Raw genomic sequence first — 18,927 nt, forward strand, 5'->3', positions numbered from 1 at the left:
TCAGCGGCCGGCCAGCCGCTCGCGCACCTCCTCCGCCCGCGCCAGCAGCCGGGGAAGGCCGGCGTGCAGCAGCCGCCCGGCGCGTTTGACGATCCGGCCCGCGACGAGCACGGTGTCGACGTCGGCGCGGTCCATCGCCGACACGACGGCGCCGGTGGCGTCGTGCAGCGGCGCCACGCCGGGGCGGTCGGTCCGCAGCACGATCAGATCGGCCTGCTTGCCCGGAGTGAGGGAGCCGGTGCGGTCCGCCATCCCGAGGGCCTCGGCGCCGCCGATGGTCGCGAACTCCAGCACCTCCCGTGCCGTGAGCAGGGGCGCGCCGGGGCCCGCATGGCCTTGCAGCGCGGCGAAGCGCCCGACCTGGAAGGCGGCCCGCATCTGCGTGAACATATCGCTCGGCGCGGCGACTTCGACGTCCACGCTGAGGCTGGGCCGCAATCCGGCGGCCGCCGCCGCGGCGAACGGGGGCAGCCCGTGGCCCATGGTCATCTCGATGGCGGGCGCGATGGACAGTGCCCCTCCGCTGTCGCGAACCATCTCCAGCTCGCCGGCTTCCAACCCGGTGCCGTGGATGAACACCGTGCCGGGGCGCAGTACGCCGAGGCGGCGCAGCCGGGAGACCGGTCTGCCGCCTCTGACGTGCAGGGCGGTCGGCAGCTCCAGTTCGCGGGCCAGGTCCCCGTTGCGCCGGATGGTCTCGTCGCCGCCGGCCTCGGCGTTGAGGGCCATGGTCACCAGGGCGTCCTTGGCGTGCAGCCGACGGGTGCGCACCCGCCGGGCGTCCTGCGCGGTGCCGTGGCCGTAAGCGAAGACGCTGCGCAGTCCCGAGTCGGTGAGCGCGTCGAGCAGGGCGTCGGTGTGCTCCTCGGTCGGCTTGGCGATGTTGGAGATGTCCTGGACAGTGGTCACCCCCGCGTCCAGGGCGCCCAGTGCGCTCAGCAGGTTTCCCAGGTGCAGATCGTCGGCGGTGAGCCGGGGTGCCAGGGAGTGCAGCACGGTCGCGAAATACTGGTCGAGGGTCTGGTCGGTGCCGCTGCCGCGCAGTGCGGCCTGCCACATGTGCCGGTGGGTGTCGATGAAGCCGGGGAGGACGAGGCACCCGTGCGCGTCGATCCGCTCGTACACGCCGGTGGCGTCGAGGTCCGGCCGTACTTCGGTGATCCGGCCGTCCTCCACCAGGACGTCGGCGACGGGCAGTTCGCCGAGCGCCGGGTCCATGCTGAGGACCCGGCCGCCGGTGACGAGCAGCCGTGCGGTGGTCATGCGGTGCCCCACCCCTGGGGCGGTGCGAGGCGGCCCATCTGCAGATTCCAGTACTCGGTGTTGCGGCGGCAGCGGCCGTCGGGTGCGAAGAGCAGGATGTTGGTCTCCAGGAACGTGACCCAGTGGTCGCCGTCGGGGTTGATGGCAGGGGCCCGCAGGGTGACCCAGAGCTCGACGGCCGCCCGGTTGCCGGTGACGACCGGCGTGCCGTGGCGGCCGGTCATCTCGGTCTGGCCGGCGGTGATGTCGCGCCAGTAGCGTCCGATGGCGTCGCGGCCGCGGAAGGTCTGGGCGGGAACGCCGGGCACCGCCTCGTACACGGCGTCGGGGGTGAACAGCCGGACGGCGGCGGTGTCGTTCTTGGTCCGCCATGCCTCCAGGTAGGCGTCGGTCCAGCAGGATACGTCGGTGGCGGTGAGCCGGCCGGTGCCGTCGGCGGCGGCGTGTGCGGCCGGTGCCACTGCCGCCAGGGGCAGCGCGGCGACACCGGCGCGGAGCAGGGTACGGCGGTGGGTGCGGGAGTTCACAGTTCTTCGGAGCCCTTTCCCTGGAGGCGGAGGGAGAATTCGATGCCGTCACCCAGCGGAAGCTGCTGGGAGAGGTAGCCGTTGCCGGGTGCGCGGACGTGGTCGGTGAACTCCGCGGGCAGCATCGGCAGATTGTCGGAGACGATCAGCGAGCCGGCGCGCAGGGACGGTTCGAGGATCTTGAGGACCGGCAGGTAGAGCTCCTTCCAGCCGTCCAGCAGCACCAGGTCGACCGGACCGGGAAGGTCGGCGAGCTGCTCACGGGCGTCACCCGTCTTGATCTCGGCGTATCCGTCGAGCCCCGCGCGCGACAGATGCCCGCGCGCGCGGTCGGCCTTGCCCGGATGCAGCTCCGAGCCGATGACGCGGCCGGCGCCGTTGTCGCGCAGCGCCGCCGCGGCGTAGAGCGTCGAGGCGCCGAAGGAGGTGCCGAATTCGACGACGAGGGCCGGGCGCAGGCTCCGTACGAGCTGATACAGGAAGGTGCCGACCTGCGGGTGCACGGGCAGCGCGGCCTGGGCGCACAGCTCGGCGGCCTGTTGGGCGGTGGGCGGCTGCGGCCAGTCCGCCGCGGTGGCGTAGGCGCGTCTCATGATGTCCGGGTCGTTGTCCTCGGCGGTCCGGGCGATCTCGGCCAGGACGGCACCGACCCGCTCGTCGTCGAGTCCGGTGGTCACGGTGGTCATCCCTGTGTCCTCCCGTCCCTCGCGGTGGACAGCAGCGCGGGGTCGAGGTAGCTCAGCGCGTTGTAGATGGTGCGGTCGGTGTCCAGGATCTCGCGCCGGCCGTGCATCACCCGGGTGTTGTCGATCAGCGCCACATCACCGTCCTGCCAGTCCAGTTCCTCGGTCAGTTCGGCGGTGATTCGGCGGAATTCGGTGAGCAGTTCCTCGGGGATCTCGGTGCCGTCGGCGAACGTGATGCGCGGGGCCTCGTAGTTGTACGAGGGGCCGAAGACGCTGTTCGCCCAGGAGAGACGGCTGCCGAAGAGCGTCGGACGGACGGCGCCGGTGCGGTACGCGTAGTGGAGGGAGCCGTCGTCGTTGAGCTGGAGGGTGGTGGAGACATTGCCGCCCACCAGTTCCTTCATGTCGTCGAAGGTGATGTCGTCGGGGTCCTTACGGCCTTCCGTCTGGTGGCAGACGAACGCCTTCCACTTGGTCTCCTCCACCCGGCGGCTGTACATGATGTCCTTGACGCCGAAGACCGCGCGGGCGGTGTCGCTCGCCGCGTCCCAGACGCGATAGCCGTCGCAGACGGTGGTCCGGGAGCCGCTGGCGGCGGCCTTCTCGCAGAGGAACCAGGTGAGGTCGGGGCCGAAGGGGCTGTTGCCGTTCTCCAGGTGAAGGCCGACGGCGCCGGTGCCCGCGTCCACCTTCTGGGCGACCGCACCGCCGTGGAAGGAACGTGCCGGGTCGAGGGTGATCCGGCTGGAGTGCGCCTTGACGAAGGAGGTGAACTCCTCCAGGCCGGTGCGGAAACCTCGGAAGAGCAGAAAGCCGGCGTCGGCGAGCAGCCCGGTGACCCATGCGGGGTCCAGTACACCGAGCGACCTGTCCTCGGCGGGCAGGACGAGCCGGCCGGTGGCGACTCCGTAGGGCCGCACGTCAGCGATCGTGGTCATGCGTCTGCTCCTTGGTGGTCGTACAGCGTTCCGTTGGTCAGGGCGGTGCGGACAGCTGCCCGCATGGGCCTGCCGGTGACGGTGAAGAACCTGCGGTAGAGGCGTCCGTCGGCGACGAGGTGCGGCACGGCGACCCGCTCCACCTCGGAGAGGTGCGCTGCGCCGAACTCCCGGACGGCCACCGCGGCCGCCGCGAGGTCGGTGGACTCATCGACGAGGAAGAGTCCGTGCAGGGCGTCGAGACCGTCGCCGACCACGGCGACCGCGCGGACGAAGGGGAGCTGGGCGTACTGTGCCTCGACCCACTCGGGGGCCACATTGCGGCCGGCCGCGGTGATGATGACGTTCTTCTTGCGTCCGGTGATGCTGATGAATCCGTCCGCGTCGATCTGGGCCAGGTCGCCGGTGCGGAGCCAGCCGTCGGCGTCGAGGATCAGGCTGGACGGGTCGTCGCGGGTGTAGCCGGCGAACAACGAGGTGCTGTTGACCAGGAGTTCACCGTCGTCGGCGAGCCGCACCCGGACGTGTGGCAGCGGCCGGCCGACGGTGCCGAGGCGGCGTGCGGCCGGGGTGTTCCAGCTGACCACGGAGCTGTTCTCGGACAGCCCGTACCCCTCGTGCACAGGGAGGCCGTGGTCCTCCAGGCGGCGCAGCAGCTCGGGGTGTACGGGCGCCCCGCCGCAGCAGATGAGCGGTGCGTCGGGCGTGCCGAACAGGGCCGGGGCCACCGCTCGTCCGCCGGCCGCGGCCCGGTCCGCGGCCGTCGCGAAGGCATCGACGAGCGCGGGCGTGGCGACCATCGCGGTCGGCCGGGACGCCGCCACATACGGCAGCGAGTCGCCGGCGGCCGCCGCCGCGGTGCCGACCAGTGCCTTGCCGGGCGGCATCAGGACCAGCGTCCCGCCGTCGAGCAGCACCATGTAGAGACCGGTGACCTGCTCGATGAGCAGGCTGAACGGCACGACGGAGAGATAGCGGGCGAAGGCCCCGCGGGGCATCACCGAACGCAGCGAGCGCAGCAGTGCGTCGAGCGCCTCGGCCCGGATCCGTACGCCTTTGGGGCGCGAGGTCGTCCCGGAGGTGTGGATGACCTTGCACTCCCATTCCGCGTGGCTGATGCCGGTCGGCGACAGCACCAACGGCGCGGACGGAACGGGCTCGTCCGTGGACAGCGGCAGCACCTCGCAGTCCGGGCGCAGGACCCGGTCCCGCCCCCACTGCGTCAGCCGCTCCCGTCCGGCCGCGTCCACCACACACAGGTCGGTCTCCTCCAGCAGACCGGCGGCCTGCTCGGCGGAGAAGGCGAGCGGGACGGGCACCTCGATGGCGCGTGCGGCGATCAGCGCGAGGTCGGCGACCACGAATTCAGGGGTGTTGCCACAGATCACGCCGATGCGCAGCGGCCGGCCGTCCCCTGGGCCGATCCGTTCGGCGAGGTCCGCGGCCCGGCGCGTCACCTCCTGGTAGCTGAAGGTCCGCGCCGGGGCACCGTCCTCCCCCAGCACCTCGATCAGTGGGCGCTCCGACTCACCGAACCTGACCAGGCTCTCCTCAATGCCCCGCATGGCCGACCACCTCCATTGCGCTGATGCTCAGTTGGAGATCGGTGACGGAGTAGCGTCCGGTGGCGTCCGAGAAGAGGCGGTCCAGCGCGTTCAGGGCGATGACGCCGACCTGTGGCTCATGGTCGTAGTACGTGCCCCAGCGCGCCGCCTCGGCGGGGGTCAGCCGCCGAGGATCGGCCGGACCGAACGGGACGAAGCAGATACCGGCGCGGCCCAGCATGGAGATCAGGCTGCTGGTGACGGTGCACAGGATGTACTCCATGCCCAGGCACCAGGCGATGATCGGGGTGGCGCGGATCAGTTCGCGGCCGACCGAGGCGCGACGGGTGGCCAGCGCCCCCACCTCCACCACCCGCCTGCGGTCCACCGTTCCTCCGAGGTGGGCCAGGACGGCTGCCTCGATGCCGGTGTCGAGGTACCGCTCGGAGAACAGCGCCTGGTCCCGGCCGTAGGTGAGCCCCGCGCAGGCCAGTGGCGGGCCGGGCTCTTCGGCCCCGTGGCGGGCCGGGCGGGCGACGATGAACGAATCGGGCCGGGGCGCGACATCGGCGCCGTATGCCTGGGCGTACACGTCATGTGCGAGGTCCGCGGCCAGCAGCCATGAGCTGGTCGACCGGTGTGCCAGATCGATCTGCACGGTGCTCCCCCCTTCCACGGCCGTCGGCTCTACTTGGTGCCGACGACCAGAGAAACGGATGAGGGCAGCGCGATCCGCTCGACGGACTTCAGGCCCGCGCCGGTGAGCCAGCCGGAGATCTCCGGCAGGCTGTAGGTGCGGTCGCCGGAGCAGGCGAACATGGCGAGGGAGAACGCCGCGTTGTGCTCGTCGAGCTGCTCGCCGCGTACGTCCTCCAGCACCACGATCCGGCCGCCGGGCCGCAGCGCCGCGGCGGCCCGCGCGATCAGGTCCCGGTTCTCCTCGTCGGTGTGGTTGTGCACGATCTCGAAGAGGAAGACCACGTCGTATCCGGTGCCGAGGTCACCGCTGAGGAAGCTGCCGCGCTGCAGGGTGATCCGGTCGGCGAGGCCCGCCTTCTCGATCGCGGCGCCGGTGTCGGCGAGCGCCTCGGGCAGATCGAGGATGGTCGCGGAGAGTTCGGGGTGCCGCTCGCACATGGCCATGGAGTGCAGTCCGTGCGAACCGCCCAGGTCGAGGAGGCGCCGGGCGCCGTCGGGCAGCGGTACGGCGTCGACGATGGGCTGCACGGTGAGCCGCGACTTGACCCGCATGTACGTGGAGAAGTCACGCCCGGCGTCGGGGTTGTCGGCCCAGCGCTCCCACAGGGACCGGTCGGGCTTGCCGTCCCGTACGGCCTGCGGCAGTTCCCACATGACGTGGGTGAGTTCGTACGCCCACAGCAGCGCCGGGGTGAAGTCGTACGCGGCGTTCTTGCCCAGCCAGCGTTCGGCGAGCGGGCCGTTGCGGTAGCGCCCGTCCTCCAGGGTGAGCCAGCCCAGGACGGCGACGACGTCGGCCACCGCACGGGTGCCGTCCGTACTGGCGCCGATCGCCGTGGCCAGCTCGTCGAGGGTCTTGGGGCCGCCCTCCTCCAGGGCCGTGAAGATGCCGAGCTTGGCGGCGGTGGTCAGTGCCGCGTAGCGGATGGTGGAGCCGATCACCTCGTCGATCGGGTTGCCCGCCAGCTCGGCGTCGGTGGTGGTCTTGAACATGGCTGATCTCCTCGGGGTGGCAGATGAAGCCGCGCGGACGGCACACGGCCAGGACTTTCCGTGCGCGCACAGAGCCGCGGGCACGGTGAAAAGTGATGGGACTGCCGAACGGGGACGAGCTTCAGCCGGCCGGGACCGGTGGGAGCGGGGTGCGCGTGGGGGCGAACCCGCTCCGCTGCGCCGAGGGGGCGAGCGGGCTGGACAAGGTGCTGTGTGCGGTACCGCCCGGCGCGGGCTCCGGCCGGTGGCGGGCGACCGCGCCCTGTCCACGGGCCGGTGGTGCAGGCGCTGCCGGGCCGGCGCGGCGGCGACATCACCGCGTCCCGGAACGCGCCGGGCACGGGCGGGCGGCGTCGGGGAGCGGTCGCCCCGGACGGCCCCGGGATGTGTCCCGGGACCCGCCGCGCTGTCCGTGTCGAGCAGGTGACGCCCGTACCGGGCGGCTGACGCCGTGTTGGTCGGCGAGGCCGCTTGCCGAGCCGTTGGCCAGGCTGCTCGCCGGCCGATCGCCAGGCCGTGTACGGGCCGTTCGTCGGCTCGCCGATACGGAGGGAGCCGCCCGCGTCATGGACGTGGGCGACCGGAACGAGCCGAGCCTCGGTGCGGGCTGCCGAAGGTCAGCCGGATACCTCGGGGAACTCGACCGCCGCGCGGCCGGCCCGGTGGATGTGGGCGGTCTCGGCGATCCGCCGGCCGAGTACCTCGGCGGTGCGCAGATCGCTGGCGCAGGGCGTGACGTCGGGCCCCTCGTCGTTGTTCGACTGGGACATGGCGCCCAGCCAGCTGCCGAGCCGGTTGATGTCCTCCGGGCTGCCGGAGGAGGTGTTCCAGCCGCCGTACTCGGCGAGACCGACCCAGATCATGCCGTGCTGGGCGGCGAACAGCGCGAGGTCGATGAGCACATTGAGCTTGTCGCCCGCCATGTTGCCGCTGTTGGTGAAGCCACCTGCGATCTTGTTCTTCCAGCGCATGTTGTCGCCCCAGACCTTGCTGGTGGCTTCGACGAACGTGCGAAAGACGGCGCTGCTGCCGCCCATGTAGGTCGGCGTGCCGAAGATGAGGGCGTCGGACTCCTGCAGCACCTCCCACAGTTCGTCGTTCAGCTCGGCGAGGGAGACCAGGCGTACCTGGGTGTCGGGCACTTTCTCCGCGCCGGCCGCCACGGCCGCCGCCTGCTTCGCGGTGTGGCCGTATCCACTGTGATACGCCACCGCAACCTTGATCTGCATGCTTCTCCCCCACCCCGGGACCGAATCAATGTTTTAGCTTTCACTAAAGCTGTCCAGAAAGCTTTAGGTGCTGAGTACGCTATCCATCCCCGCGCCACCAAGGCAAGCGCCTCCGGCCAACACCCCGAAAAGAACAGGTAAATCCGCAGATCGGAACAGCTCGCGGCGCTACCTCGCCACCCCCCGACCCGGCGAGTCGCAGCGGACGCCCCGTCACCATGACCGTGCCGACCAGGACTTCGGCACGGCCGGGCGAAATCGGGCGCCGCGGCACACTTCACAATCAGACGCACACGCGAGTCCACACACCTGACGCTTCGTCAAATGGCTTTTCAGTCAGGACTCGACCGCCCCCACCCCGGCGCACACTGTGACCCAGGTCACACAAAGTGGTGTCATACGCCGAGGGTCCCGCATCCGTGTGCACGGTGACGGGGCTCGCAAGGGGCCCTGACGCTACGGGGAAAGGAAATCACGTGCGTAACAGGCGAATTCTCACCACCGCACTCGCTGCCGCCGCGCTCACGGTCGTCAGTCTGGGGGCCGCCGCTCACGCCACCGCCTCCACCGGAGCCAAGGCCGCCGCGCCGGCCACCTCCTCCGCGCAGCACCAGGTCAAGCCGATGGACGGTCCTCCCGGAACCGTGTGGACCGGCAAGAAGTTCTGGACCCTCAGCGGATGCCAGGCCGCCGGGACCGACCTGGTGAGCAGCGGCAAGTGGGCCGACCCGTTCTGCGACGGCTCGGGTCTCCAGTGGGACCTGTGGGCCCGGCCCCTGTAAACCCCTCGCGACACACAGAGCATCATCCGTAGTCGCAGGCAGCCATCCTGAGCAAGGCGGCCCGTCCCCGCGTGAGTCCGCGGCCACACGGGGACGGCCGATCCGCCTGTGAGCCATCCCGCAGAGGATTGCGTCCCCGGGCCCACGGACGACGGCCGGGCGCAGCCGCACACAATTCCCTTGGCCCTGATTGCACGGGCAGTCACAATGGGCGCGTGCCGATCATGACGTTTCCGGAAGCCGAGGTCCCGCCCGCTCTGCAGACGCAGGTAGCGGAGCTACGGGACGAGGCATGGCCCCCCGATTCCGCTGCGGCGCCCGATACCTTCGCCCACGACCCGGCGTTGCGGCCGGTGTCGATGCTGCTCGTCGACGGCGCCACGGTGCTGGCCGCCCTGGACATCCTCACCAAGCCGATCGTGCACGCCGGACGGCGGTATCAGGCCGCCGGGCTGAGCACGGTGGTGACCCGGGCCGCCGCTCGCGGCCAGGGGCACGGCCACCGTCTGGTGACGGCTGCCCACGAGGCGATGGCAGCCATGGACCTGGATATCGGTCTGTTCACCTGCGACCGTCCGCTCCAGCCGTTCTACGAAGGCGCGGGCTGGCACCAGCTCCCCGGCACGGTGCTCATCGGCGGGACGCCGGCGACCCCGTTCCCCAGCGATCGGCCCGGTTTCGACAAGGTCACCATGGCGGACTTCTTCTCGTCCTCGGCCCGGCTGCATCGTTCGTCCTTCTGCCACAGCCGCATCGAGCTCTACCCGGGCGAGATCGACAAGCTCTGGTGACGACGACCCCCTCGGGGGCGTCATCCAGCGTTCAATTGGCCGGAAATGCAGATGAGTTACGCATAACTGGATCCAATGGTTGATTATGGAATCCAGCAGATGCGCCGGCCCGGTGACACCAGTGCGCCCAGTCCGAGGCGGAGGATTCATGGTCAGTTCCGGGGAGTTCCTCGAAGTGACCGGCGACGCGCCGGGCGCCTGCCCGCGGAGTCCGCGGCCGTCCCGTCACACGCGCCGGCGCGGCTGTCCCTTCTGCCGCATCGTGCATGGCCAGGCGCCGGCAACGGTCCTGCGCGAGTGGCCCGAAACCATCGCCATCCGGCCTCGGCACGGGGGTGTCACCGCCGGACATGTCCTGGTCATCCCGAGGGTCCATGTCGCCGATGTCGCCGAGGACCCGGTGGTGTCGGCGACCACCATGCTGCGCGCCGCCGAACTCGCGGCAGAGGTCGGGGACTGCAACGTGATCACCTCACGGGGCCCCTCGGCCACCCAGACGATCCGCCATCTGCATATCCATCTCGTCCCACGCGCCGACGGCGACGGCCTGCTCCTGCCATGGACCGCCGCCGGGTCCGCTCAAGGGTGAGCGCCGGGCCGTAGGGGAACGGCCCGGGGCGGGAACCGCTGACGGCCGTCAGGCGAGAAAGAGGACCGTCATGGTGTCGATGGCGACCAGGACTCCGTAGGAGAGCACCATCGTCCTGGACAGCGCGACGCCACGCCAGGAGACATGGTCGCCGTGCTGCTCGGCATCCATGGTGAACGGCGGAACCTGCGGGGTACGGCGGTCGGCGACCCTCTCGTAGAGGGTGCGGAACCTCCGTTCCTGGCGCAGGTAATAGCTGTCGAGCAGCCAGAATCCCGCGGCCAGGCCCAGGGCGACGGCGGCTGTCTTCCAGCTCGGTCCCCGGGTGGCGACCGCGATGAAGGCACCGCTGACGGTCATGGCCCAACTCTTGACCAGGAAAGAGGTGTTGGCGTGGCGGGCGATCACGGCCTGGAGGAATTCCAGGTGCTTCACCTCCTCCGCACGAAAGCGCGGGTGCGTGGTCATGATGCCATCCCGCCGTCTTCGGGCCGGCCGTCCGCGTCGGCGCCGCCGGGCTTCTGCGCCGGTGGCTCATCGGTCGCCTGGGGCTCTTCGGACGCCTCGGGCTCGTCGGATGCCTGGGGCTCGCCCGGTGCCTCGGGCTCGTCGGGAGCCCGCGGTGCGCCGGGCGGCACAGGCCCGGGTTCCGGCTGGTCGGGCTGTCGGTGCGGGGCCCGGAACTGCGCGTTCAGCGCATCCGCGATGCCGTTGAGGCGGTCTTCGAGCTTCTCGGGGGCGTAGCGTTCGAGCACCGTGTAGGCCTGGTCGAGGAGTTCGAGACGGGCCCGGGGCGGTGTGGGGCGGGCGGGTGACCGGTCCTCGGTGGCCTGGGTGGCGGCTGCGCCGTTGCGCACAGCCTTGGGGTAGGGCCAGGCGGGCGTGGTCAGCGGGAATTCATAGCTGCCGGCCACGCCGGTGCGGGCACGTTCCTCGATGATGCGGATGCAGGCGTCGTCGAGCGTACGGTGCGCGTCGGTCGCGGCCTCCTCGACGGTGGACCGCAGCCGCCACCAGCTCTTGGTGTGCTCCACCAGACTGCGGCGTGCCTTGCCCAGCAGTTCCCTGCCGCGCTTCTCCTCGGCGACGACGGATCGCTCGGCCTCCTTGGCGCTGTCGGCGCAGGGGTTGTGGGCGAGCACCTTGACGACGATGGCGGCGGTGCTGAGCACCAGGGTGAGGATGACGACGGCGTTCTGGTCCGGGGCCAGATCCACATGCTCGCGCACCGCGTCGGCCGCGCGCATGCGGGCCCAGATGCACACCGTCGTGAGGATGGCCAGCGCGAAGAGCACCGGCCCGGCCGCGTTCGGCCAGGGCAGTTCGCCGGCCGTCCGCCGCTCCGTACGCGGGCTCTTGGGCCATATCGCCTCACGCAGCGCCACGCTCGCCCGGCGGCGCGTCCGCTCCAGGGTGCGGGCGGTCCTGGTGCGTCGCCGGAAGACGGATTCGGCCAGCAGGCTGCCCGCGGCGAGCAGACAGACGGCGATCCCGAATCCGGGCAAGTAGGCCAGGTAGTAGGCGACTTCTCCCTCCGCCAGTCCGAAGAACCGCTGCATGAGGGTGCCGATGAACATCGTGTCGAAGGCCACGCCGGCGATCATGGTCGGCCACAGCAGCCATTGCCAGAGCCTCGGAGGTCGCCGGAGGCTCTCGGGTCCGTCGTCGGCGTGGCGGGTGCGCAGTTCGTCGATGCGCTCCCTCGCCCACTGGGACGAGCGGGCGACGGTGAACCGCTCGGCCGCTTCGATGGATGTCTGCGCCTCCTGGAAGGTGTCGGCGACCTCGGTAGCGGCGGTGCCGAGCCCCGCCTGGGCTGCGGTCAGTGCGGTGTTGGCGTCGGTGAAGGCACGCATGAGGGCGGCCTGTTCCCGGTTGTCGGTCTGGTCCGCCGGCCGGGAGGGCCGTCGTTGCTCGAGGCCCAGTTCGACGACGGAGGGGTCGCTACCGGGACAGTCGACCGCCGACTGATAGCGGGCGGCAGGCCCGGCCCGGTTCGTTCCGTTGGTGGTGTTCATCGCTGCCCGCGGCCCTCACTTTCTGATGATTTCGATGTCGACGCGCCGGTCGCACTGGAGCCTGTCCTCGGCGCTCATCCGGCCCTTCGCGGCGTGGCTCGGCTTCGTCGAGCACCCCTCCGGCAGGCCTCGGCCGTATGCGTTCACCCGGGTCACCCCGAGTCCGATCAGGACCTTCTTCACCGCGTCCGCCCGGGCCTGCGACAGCTGCTGGTTGTTGTCCGGCCGGCCGCGCGGGTCGACGTAACCGAAGACGCTGACCCTGCTGCCGGGGGTGGTGCGGGCGCTGACCGCCACGTCGTTGAGCAGCGGGAGTGCCGTTGCGCGGACGGCGGACGAATTGGTGTCGAAGAGCGCCGCGCCGGGGAGTTCGTACGTCTCGGGGCGGTCGTTCGCATAGTGGACCACCGGGTCCTGGGGCGGCTTGTGCCGCGGCGCCCCGTGCCGTGTCGTGCCGATGGCGGTCGGTGCGATGCCGCAGGAGGTATCGGAAGCAGCCGCTTTTCCGGCGTCGCACAGCTTGCGCCACAGTCTGCTCAGCCAGGTCCGCTGGGACGGTGTGGGAGCGGGCTGGTCGGCGGCGGGCTGGCCCAGCCCGGCGAGGGTGAGGTGCACGCCGCTCAGGGCGGGCCGCTCGTCGCGGGCCGCGCAGACCCGGGCGATGGCGTTGATCTCGCTGTTGTCCCTGAAGGCGGCCGAGCGCAGATCGGCGCAGCCTGTGGTGGAGAGTCCATCGGTCAGCACGACGAGGCTGCGACGGCCGGAGGCGCCGTCCAGCGAGGAGACACCTGCCGTGAGGGCCGCAAGGACATTGCTGCCGCTGCTCTTGGGCACCGCGCTTTCGGCCTTGCCGACAAATCCGGTGAGGCAGCCGATCGCTTGTTGCTTACGTTTCTTCTGGTTGATCGAGTTCTTGTTGTCCTTGATCCAGTCGGCCGAACGGTCCTTGGCTGCCCAGGTGATCTGTGCCGAGTCGCCGCTGAAGCTGCCAACGGAGACGGTGTCCTTGCGCTCGACCGCCGCCTCCAGCAGACGGCCCACGCCGTGGGCGTAGTCGCGGCCGCCGGCGGCCGTGCCCCGTACCGAGGCGGACACATCGACCAGGACCACCGTACGTCCGGGGGCATCCGCTGATTGCTTCATCCAGGCGCAGGCGTCCAGACGTGGCGGGTCACCGCATGCGGTGGTGAGGCCGGCGATGAGCACCACCGCCAGGACACCGGCGAGCGTGGGCGCTCCCCTGCGGCGTCCACGTCCACCGGCGGTTCCGGTCGCTGCGAGGGTCACGGGGCCGGCTCCTCGACGTCGGCCACGGTGTCCACCCAGGAGAAGGGGCTGAGTCCCATCTGGCGGCAGAATTCGCTCAGGGCCTTGTCGTAGGCGTTGGCGTACTCGAAGAGGCCCACCTGCTCGTGGTTCCTGGTGGCGTCGGTCAGGACCTGGGCGAGCGCCTCGGCACCGTTGCGGCGGGTGTTCTTCAGCGCCTGCATGACCTTGAAGAAGTCCTCGTCGGCGAGTGCCGCGGCGAACGGCACCAGCAGCCGCCGCTCGGCCGGCCCCAGGGTGCCGAGGAGCTCGAGTTCGCTCATCACCCGCAGCCAGCGCTCGGTGCGCGCCTGCACCTGGCCGGCCTTGAGCTCACCGAGCCGGTGCTCCTCCGTCAGCCGCAGTTCGGCGAGGTGGAAGGGCAGTACGTGTTCGCGCAGGGCCGGGTCGATGCGCAGGCGCACCGACGGGCGGCAGCGGATCAGACCCTTCTCGTCGTTGTAGCACCAGCCGCCGCGCAGTTCCTTGTTGACGGCCCTCTCCGCGGCCACCGGATCGGCGGGATCGCAGGTCCGGGCGATGGGCCAGGCGCGGCGCAGCAGCTTGCCGCGGGCCGCCTCCTCGTGCAGCGCCGCGCGCTCGCGCAGGCTGTCCAGCGTCATCTCCTGGCTGCTCCAGCGGAAGTGCGGGAGGAGTTCGAACGTGAAGACATCGCCGCGGGCGGCCACCGTCAGCACGTCCTCGCCGGGCGGCAGCTCCACCCCTACTTCGGCCTGCTCCGCCTGGCCGACCGGCGGGGTGTCGGTGCCGGCCGTGTCGTCCTCGGGCTCCGGATCGGTGGTGGTCTCCGCACCACTCTTCGTCACCCTGCGCCACCAGTTGCGCAGCCTGGTGCGCAGTCCCTTGCGCTCTGTCATCGTCGTCTTCCCTTTCGTGCGAGCCGTGGTGTGTAAGGCGTCGTGTGTGATGCGTCGTGTGTAAGGCGTCGGGTGCGAGCGGTCCTGTGTCGGGCGCCGCGGGTGGGGCGCCGTGTGCGAGGCGTCGTCAGGTCGCGGCGTCGGGGGCGGGGCCGCCGTTGGCGAGTTGCTGCCGGAGCTGGCGGACGGTCCCCGAGTCCGGGTGGCGGCCGGCCCACATACCGAGGTAGAAGCCGGTGCGAAGGGTCAGCGGCCGGGCGCAGATCCGCGGTACGAGCGTCTCCAGGAAGGCGGCCAGTTCCTTGTCGGCGTCCGCGGCGAGCAGCCAGCGCCGCAGCTGGTCCCAGGCGCGCGTCGAGCTGTCCTGGCCCATCAGCGCCCGGCGCCACAGACGGACCAGGGCGTCCGCACGGTCCGGGTCGGCCATGGCGGCGTCGGCGAGTACGGGCCGGTCGCGGCGGTCCGGGCCGGCGCCGTAGCGGCTGAGGATCAGCAGGGTGCGGATGGCGTGTTTGGCCAGATGGTCGTTCTCGGAGGTGATCCAGCGGTCCAGCGCGTCGGCCGTCGGGCCGGGCGAGCCGGCCAGATAGAGCCAGGACATCGAGAAGGCCACCGAGCTGCTGAACGCCAGTTCCTGTCGCGTGCCCAGCTCGCGCAGCGCCCAGAGCGTGTCCGGTACGTCCTGGGCGCCGACCAGGGTTCCGTACGCCCGGGCCGCGCTGTCCTGGAACTGCCACCGGGGGCTGCCCAGCCAGCTCCTGATCTGGCCCCGTACCCGCTGCACCAGCCGCGGGTCGTGGGCCGCCATCTCCAGCGCCAGGGCGGCGGACTGCCGATAGGCCGCGGAATCTCCGGCCCAGTTGCGGATCAGGTCCCGGTAGACGCTGTCGAAGTCATGGCTGAGCAGGATCCCGGCGATCTGCGCGGCCCGTACCCGGATCCGCTCCAGCGGCCTGGCGACCAGCGCCGTCAGCCACTCCCGCAACGGATCGCGCAGGCTGTCGTAGTCGTGCCAGACGACCTCGATGACGGCGTGCATCAGCTCCTCGTCCACCAGCCTGGCCCGCCGCGGGTTGTCGTCAACGCCACCGACGGACGTGGTGTCCACGGAGGCGCGCATCTCCTGCGGGATCAGCTGGTCCAGTTCCCGTTCGAAGACGTGGTTGGTGGGCGCCGGTTCACGGGTTTCGTAGCGCGGCAGCACGGTCGCGCTGAGCACGTCCCCCGCTTCGAAGACGTCGGACAGCGGATGGCCGTGGAAGAACGCGTAGGCGATACGGAACGCCTGGCGGTGCGGGTCCAGAACCGGGCCGTGCGAGGTCTGGGTGGACACCTGCAACAGCTGTTTCGCCAGGCGGCGGAGCCGGTCGCGCCACTGCCCGATGACGTCGCTAAGGCTGGTGTCCTCGGAGTGGATGCTCTGCGCGAGGACCTCGGCGAACTCCACGACGCTGCGTACGGACGGGGCCCCGTCGAGGGTGCGCTGCACCTGCTGGGACTCCAGCATCCGGGCGGTGAACGCCGCGGTGTGTTCGGCGCTGCAGTCCTGGTGCGCACATGCCCCGGGGTGCCCGGCGAGCAGTCTGCTCAGGTGTACGGCCAGGACGTCGCCGAGGGGCGGACGCCGGTGCTCGACGGCGTGCGGCCGGAGCCGGTCGGGGTCCACCGGGCCCAGTTCGCCGATGACGACGAGGAAGGCGCGCTGTTTCCGGGCGAGATGGCCGAGCGTCTCGACCGTCGACAGCTTCAGTGGCTGATCGCCCAGGTCCACCATGAAGCCGCCCGGGCCGAGCAGTTCGTCGGCGCGTTGGCACAGCGCCTGCAGGATGCCCTGGGCCTCGCTGTGCAGGATCTTGATGCTGTCGTCGGAACAGCAGCCGGCGAGCAGCGTCAGGGCCGTGGACTGACGGCCGCTGCCCGGCTGCCCGGCGAGCACCAGGACGTGCTGCGCCGCCAGCCGTGCGGCCATCTGCGGCTGCTGGTCGACGTCCCGGTGGGAGTCCAGCTGCTGGGCGACGGTCAGCGAGGAGACGCTCAGCACCTGGATCTCGATGCCGTTGTCGCCACCGATGGACAGCTGCTCGGCGTAGAAGGCCGAGCCGCTGCCGGTGGCGACCGCGCTGCGCAGGATCTTGTTCAGGCCGTTCTGCTGGCGGGCCTGCTGGTAGCGGGTGAAGTCGCCGCCGTCGCCGGTTTCCCGGCGGGGAGCCGCCCGGCCGGAGTCGTGGGCCGCGCGCGGACCGTCACCGTCGTTCGCCGCTGCGTTCTTCGCCGCTGCCCGGTCGCCCGGGGCGCCGACGGCGTCCGCTTCGGCTCCGGCGGACGGCTGGGCCGGGCCGGGATCGGCCGGGCCCGCCGCACTCTGGGCGGAGTCGTCCGCGGGCGCGGGCTCCTCGGCCGGCATCTCCTCCGGCACCGCACCCTCCGCGCCGGCCTGTTCGGTGTCGCTCACGGCGTGCCTCCGCTGCGTGCGTCCCGGCCCTCGGTGTAGATGGCGTTGCCGCTCCCGGTGCTGATGGAGCTCCTCTTGGCGTGGATCACGTTGCCGCCGGCCGGGGGCGCCGGCTGCGCGGCCGCGCCGGCCACCGGTACATGGCCGCGCAGTACCTCGGTGATGTGCGGCAGGTCGACATGCGCGTACGGAACCCTCAGTTGCATGGTCTGACGCTCTGCCAGTTCCGCGATGTCGGAGGGCAGTTCGTCCTTGGTCGGCAGTACGGCGGCGTCGATCAGCACGGGGATGACGGTCCTGCGCCACTCCAGCGCGCAGCGGATCTCCTCGTGGACGTAGTCGCCCGGTACGTCGATCCGGCGGCGGCCGTCGGCATCGTGCAGCGACAGCCAGTTGGGGCCGATGAGCACGAGGAGTACCCCGCAGCTTTCGAGGTGGCGTCGCAGGTCGGGCGGAAAGTGCACGCCCGGCTGCATGGTGCGGCGGTCCCGGAAGACGTTCTCCGGCCCGAATATGTCCTTCAATTCCTCGTCGAGCAGGACAGCTGCTTCCGCGCCGTCGCCGGTCCGGTAGTTGATGAATACGCCGGCCATGATGTTCTGCCTTTCCTCATTGTGACAGCGGTGGATTACGGCAGCGAGGCGCTGCGGGGCCAGTCCGGGTGTGGTCGGAACATGGGTGGATGAAGCCGAGATTCACAGGCGTTTCAAGTGCGGTCAACGCGTTGCCCGCGGCCTTTTGGCCGGGCAACGGAACACCCCGGGGACGGTAGGAGCGGGGTTCTTCGGTGGCCTTGTGTACGGGGCGGTACGGCGGGTGGGAAGTCAGGCCGGACTTACCGGCCCGGTCCGGTGGGTGTGCAGTCCGATCGCGAGGTGCGGAAGGGTCCGACGGACGGTGGGATTCTTTGGCCAACGATTGAGCGCACGACTCAGCCGCAGAAGATCGGCGCGGATGGTGGCGGAGTCGATGAGGGCGACGTGCGAGGCGACCAATTCGGCGATGGCGCAGGCCTGTTCGATTTCGCCGACGTTCGCCAATGCAAGAGCGAGCCGGGCGCCATAGCGGGCTCTGGCTCGGCGGGACCGAAGAGGAATGGCATCCAGTCCGTCGCCGAGAAGGGTGACGGCCTCCGCCGGGGAACCGAGATCGTGCATACACCAGCCGGCGACGAAGGCCGTCAGATCCGGCAGATGGATGCTGCCGAGCACCGGGTCGTCATCGCCTGGCGGCAGCGCGCCGGAGGTCAGCTCCGCCCCGCGGTCCAGAGCCCGGCGGCATGCCTCGCGGTCCCCCACCAGAGCGTGCCCCTGCGCCTCGCGCTGCGCGGCGAGCCCGCGGATGCGTGCGCTGCGGGCCTGTTGTGCGGCCCGCCGCGCCAGTTGGACGGTGGCCACCGAATCGCCGCTGTACAGGGCGAGTTCGGCCCGGCGGACCAGGGCGTAGGCGGCCAGTTCGTCGTCTCCGCCGTCCGCGGCCAGCTGGACCGCCTGCTCGGTCCACCACAGCGACGCCGCGTCACTGCCCGCCTCCTGGGCCATCCACCCGGTGTACTCGGCGAACCGGGAGGCGAGGCGGAGCACATCGTCGCGGTGGGCGGGCCGGGCGTGGTGCGCCATGCCCCGCAGGGCGCTGGTGGCCGCGATGCACAGCTGGGCGACCACGGCCGGTCCGAAGATCTGTCCCAGCCGACGGAATTCATCGAAAGCTTCGCGGAAGTACGGCAATGCCGCATTCGTCTCCCCGCTTTCGAGGAAAGGGGGCGCGATGGACCAGCTCACGATCGTGGAGGGCATGGCCCCGCCGACGAGCGACGCGGGATCAAATGCCACAAAGTCGCTCTCGCCGCCGGGGTGCATACGTAATGTCCAGGGTGTGCTGACATCCGCTTCGGTCAAGGGGGCCGCGGCGGGGCTTTGACCGGGTGCGGAAATCAGGCTGCTGAGTTGCCCTCCGGCGTCGAGTGCACCGTCACATAACTGCGCAAGATCGTGACTGGGCGACTTCACACCGCGCTCGATCTTGCTCAAGTGCCCTTTGGAAAAGCAGATCAGGGTCGCCAGTTCACCCAGGGACAGCCCCGCCTCGATCCTGCGCCGACGTAACTCCGCTCCGAACCCCACCGGAATCCGCTGCACACCCGCCCCCCGTCGTTCTCGACCGGTGAAGGGAGTGTGCCACGCATCACACCTGCTCTCCCGTGCCGTTCACATATTGCTTGCTATCGGTTTCA

General features: G+C 70.7%; 18 protein-coding genes. 3 read left to right on the plus strand and 15 right to left on the minus strand.

Going from position 1 to position 18,927, the window contains the following annotated elements; genetic code table 11:
* From KI385_RS01745 to KI385_RS01780, 8 genes are all read right to left on the minus strand, one after another.
* Complete coding sequence (locus tag KI385_RS01745; protein WP_238570464.1) at positions 1 to 1,263, minus strand: amidohydrolase family protein; 1,263 nt, start codon at positions 1,261 to 1,263, stop codon at positions 1 to 3.
* The gene (locus KI385_RS01750; protein WP_281066769.1) at positions 1,260 to 1,790 is read right to left on the minus strand and encodes a nuclear transport factor 2 family protein; all 531 of its coding nucleotides are present in this window, start codon (positions 1,788 to 1,790) and stop codon (positions 1,260 to 1,262) included. The genes KI385_RS01745 and KI385_RS01750 overlap by 4 nt, the downstream gene beginning before the upstream one ends.
* Positions 1,787 to 2,476, minus strand: a complete 690-nt coding sequence (locus KI385_RS01755) for an O-methyltransferase (protein ID WP_238570465.1) — start codon at positions 2,474 to 2,476, stop codon at positions 1,787 to 1,789. The genes KI385_RS01750 and KI385_RS01755 overlap by 4 nt, the downstream gene beginning before the upstream one ends.
* Positions 2,473 to 3,414 (minus strand): TauD/TfdA family dioxygenase, encoded by a 942-nt coding sequence (locus KI385_RS01760; protein ID WP_238570466.1) that lies wholly within the window; start codon positions 3,412 to 3,414, stop codon positions 2,473 to 2,475. The genes KI385_RS01755 and KI385_RS01760 overlap by 4 nt, the downstream gene beginning before the upstream one ends.
* A complete protein-coding gene (locus KI385_RS01765; protein WP_238570467.1) occupies positions 3,411 to 4,979 on the minus strand; it encodes an AMP-binding protein in 1,569 nt (522 codons plus the stop codon). The genes KI385_RS01760 and KI385_RS01765 overlap by 4 nt, the downstream gene beginning before the upstream one ends.
* Complete coding sequence (locus KI385_RS01770) at positions 4,966 to 5,616, minus strand: thermostable hemolysin (RefSeq protein ID WP_238570468.1); 651 nt, start codon at positions 5,614 to 5,616, stop codon at positions 4,966 to 4,968. Before KI385_RS01770 ends, KI385_RS01765 begins: the two co-directional genes overlap by 14 nt.
* A 29-nt stretch (positions 5,617 to 5,645) precedes the next feature.
* Complete coding sequence (locus tag KI385_RS01775) at positions 5,646 to 6,650, minus strand: acetylserotonin O-methyltransferase (RefSeq protein ID WP_238570469.1); 1,005 nt, start codon at positions 6,648 to 6,650, stop codon at positions 5,646 to 5,648.
* A gap of 617 nt (positions 6,651 to 7,267) precedes the next feature.
* Positions 7,268 to 7,879, minus strand: a complete 612-nt coding sequence (locus KI385_RS01780; protein WP_238570470.1) for a flavodoxin family protein — start codon at positions 7,877 to 7,879, stop codon at positions 7,268 to 7,270.
* Between the two features lie 476 nt (positions 7,880 to 8,355).
* On the opposite strand from KI385_RS01780, the gene KI385_RS01785 reads away from it, so the two are divergent.
* The 3 genes from KI385_RS01785 to KI385_RS01795 all read left to right on the plus strand — a co-directional run bounded on the left by KI385_RS01785 (position 8,356) and on the right by KI385_RS01795 (position 10,041).
* Entirely contained in the window at positions 8,356 to 8,661 is a 306-nt protein-coding gene (locus tag KI385_RS01785; protein WP_238570471.1) for a hypothetical protein, read from the plus strand.
* A gap of 224 nt (positions 8,662 to 8,885) precedes the next feature.
* A complete protein-coding gene (locus KI385_RS01790) occupies positions 8,886 to 9,452 on the plus strand; it encodes a GNAT family N-acetyltransferase (protein ID WP_238577532.1) in 567 nt (188 codons plus the stop codon).
* 148 nt (positions 9,453 to 9,600) lie between these two features.
* On the plus strand, positions 9,601 to 10,041 hold the full coding sequence (locus KI385_RS01795) for an HIT family protein (RefSeq protein ID WP_238570472.1): 441 nt from the start codon (positions 9,601 to 9,603) through the stop codon (positions 10,039 to 10,041).
* A gap of 48 nt (positions 10,042 to 10,089) precedes the next feature.
* Here the strand turns inward: KI385_RS01795 and KI385_RS01800 are convergent, their stop codons facing one another.
* From KI385_RS01800 to KI385_RS01830, 7 genes are all read right to left on the minus strand, one after another.
* Positions 10,090 to 10,509 carry a hypothetical protein gene (locus KI385_RS01800; protein ID WP_238570473.1) on the minus strand — a complete coding sequence of 140 codons (420 nt, stop codon included), beginning with the start codon at positions 10,507 to 10,509 and terminating at the stop codon, positions 10,090 to 10,092.
* Positions 10,506 to 12,059: a hypothetical protein gene (locus tag KI385_RS01805; RefSeq protein WP_238570474.1), complete on the minus strand. Its 1,554-nt coding sequence runs from the start codon at positions 12,057 to 12,059 to the stop codon at positions 10,506 to 10,508. Before KI385_RS01805 ends, KI385_RS01800 begins: the two co-directional genes overlap by 4 nt.
* A 15-nt stretch (positions 12,060 to 12,074) precedes the next feature.
* Positions 12,075 to 13,346, minus strand: a complete 1,272-nt coding sequence (locus KI385_RS01810; protein WP_238570475.1) for an OmpA family protein — start codon at positions 13,344 to 13,346, stop codon at positions 12,075 to 12,077.
* Positions 13,343 to 14,242: a hypothetical protein gene (locus KI385_RS01815; protein ID WP_238570476.1), complete on the minus strand. Its 900-nt coding sequence runs from the start codon at positions 14,240 to 14,242 to the stop codon at positions 13,343 to 13,345. The genes KI385_RS01810 and KI385_RS01815 overlap by 4 nt, the downstream gene beginning before the upstream one ends.
* A gap of 127 nt (positions 14,243 to 14,369) precedes the next feature.
* Positions 14,370 to 16,694 carry a hypothetical protein gene (locus tag KI385_RS01820; RefSeq protein ID WP_238570477.1) on the minus strand — a complete coding sequence of 775 codons (2,325 nt, stop codon included), beginning with the start codon at positions 16,692 to 16,694 and terminating at the stop codon, positions 14,370 to 14,372.
* Positions 16,691 to 17,287, minus strand: coding sequence for a toll/interleukin-1 receptor domain-containing protein (locus tag KI385_RS01825; protein ID WP_238570478.1), 597 nt, complete (start codon positions 17,285 to 17,287; stop codon positions 16,691 to 16,693). Before KI385_RS01825 ends, KI385_RS01820 begins: the two co-directional genes overlap by 4 nt.
* Positions 17,288 to 17,518: 231 nt before the next feature.
* Positions 17,519 to 18,832 carry a helix-turn-helix domain-containing protein gene (locus KI385_RS01830; protein WP_483439805.1) on the minus strand — a complete coding sequence of 438 codons (1,314 nt, stop codon included), beginning with the start codon at positions 18,830 to 18,832 and terminating at the stop codon, positions 17,519 to 17,521.
* Positions 18,833 to 18,927: the final 95 nt, after the last annotated feature.

Origin of the sequence: Streptomyces inhibens, from assembly GCF_022221585.1 — a bacterium.
Taxonomy (GTDB): domain Bacteria; phylum Actinomycetota; class Actinomycetes; order Streptomycetales; family Streptomycetaceae; genus Streptomyces; species Streptomyces inhibens.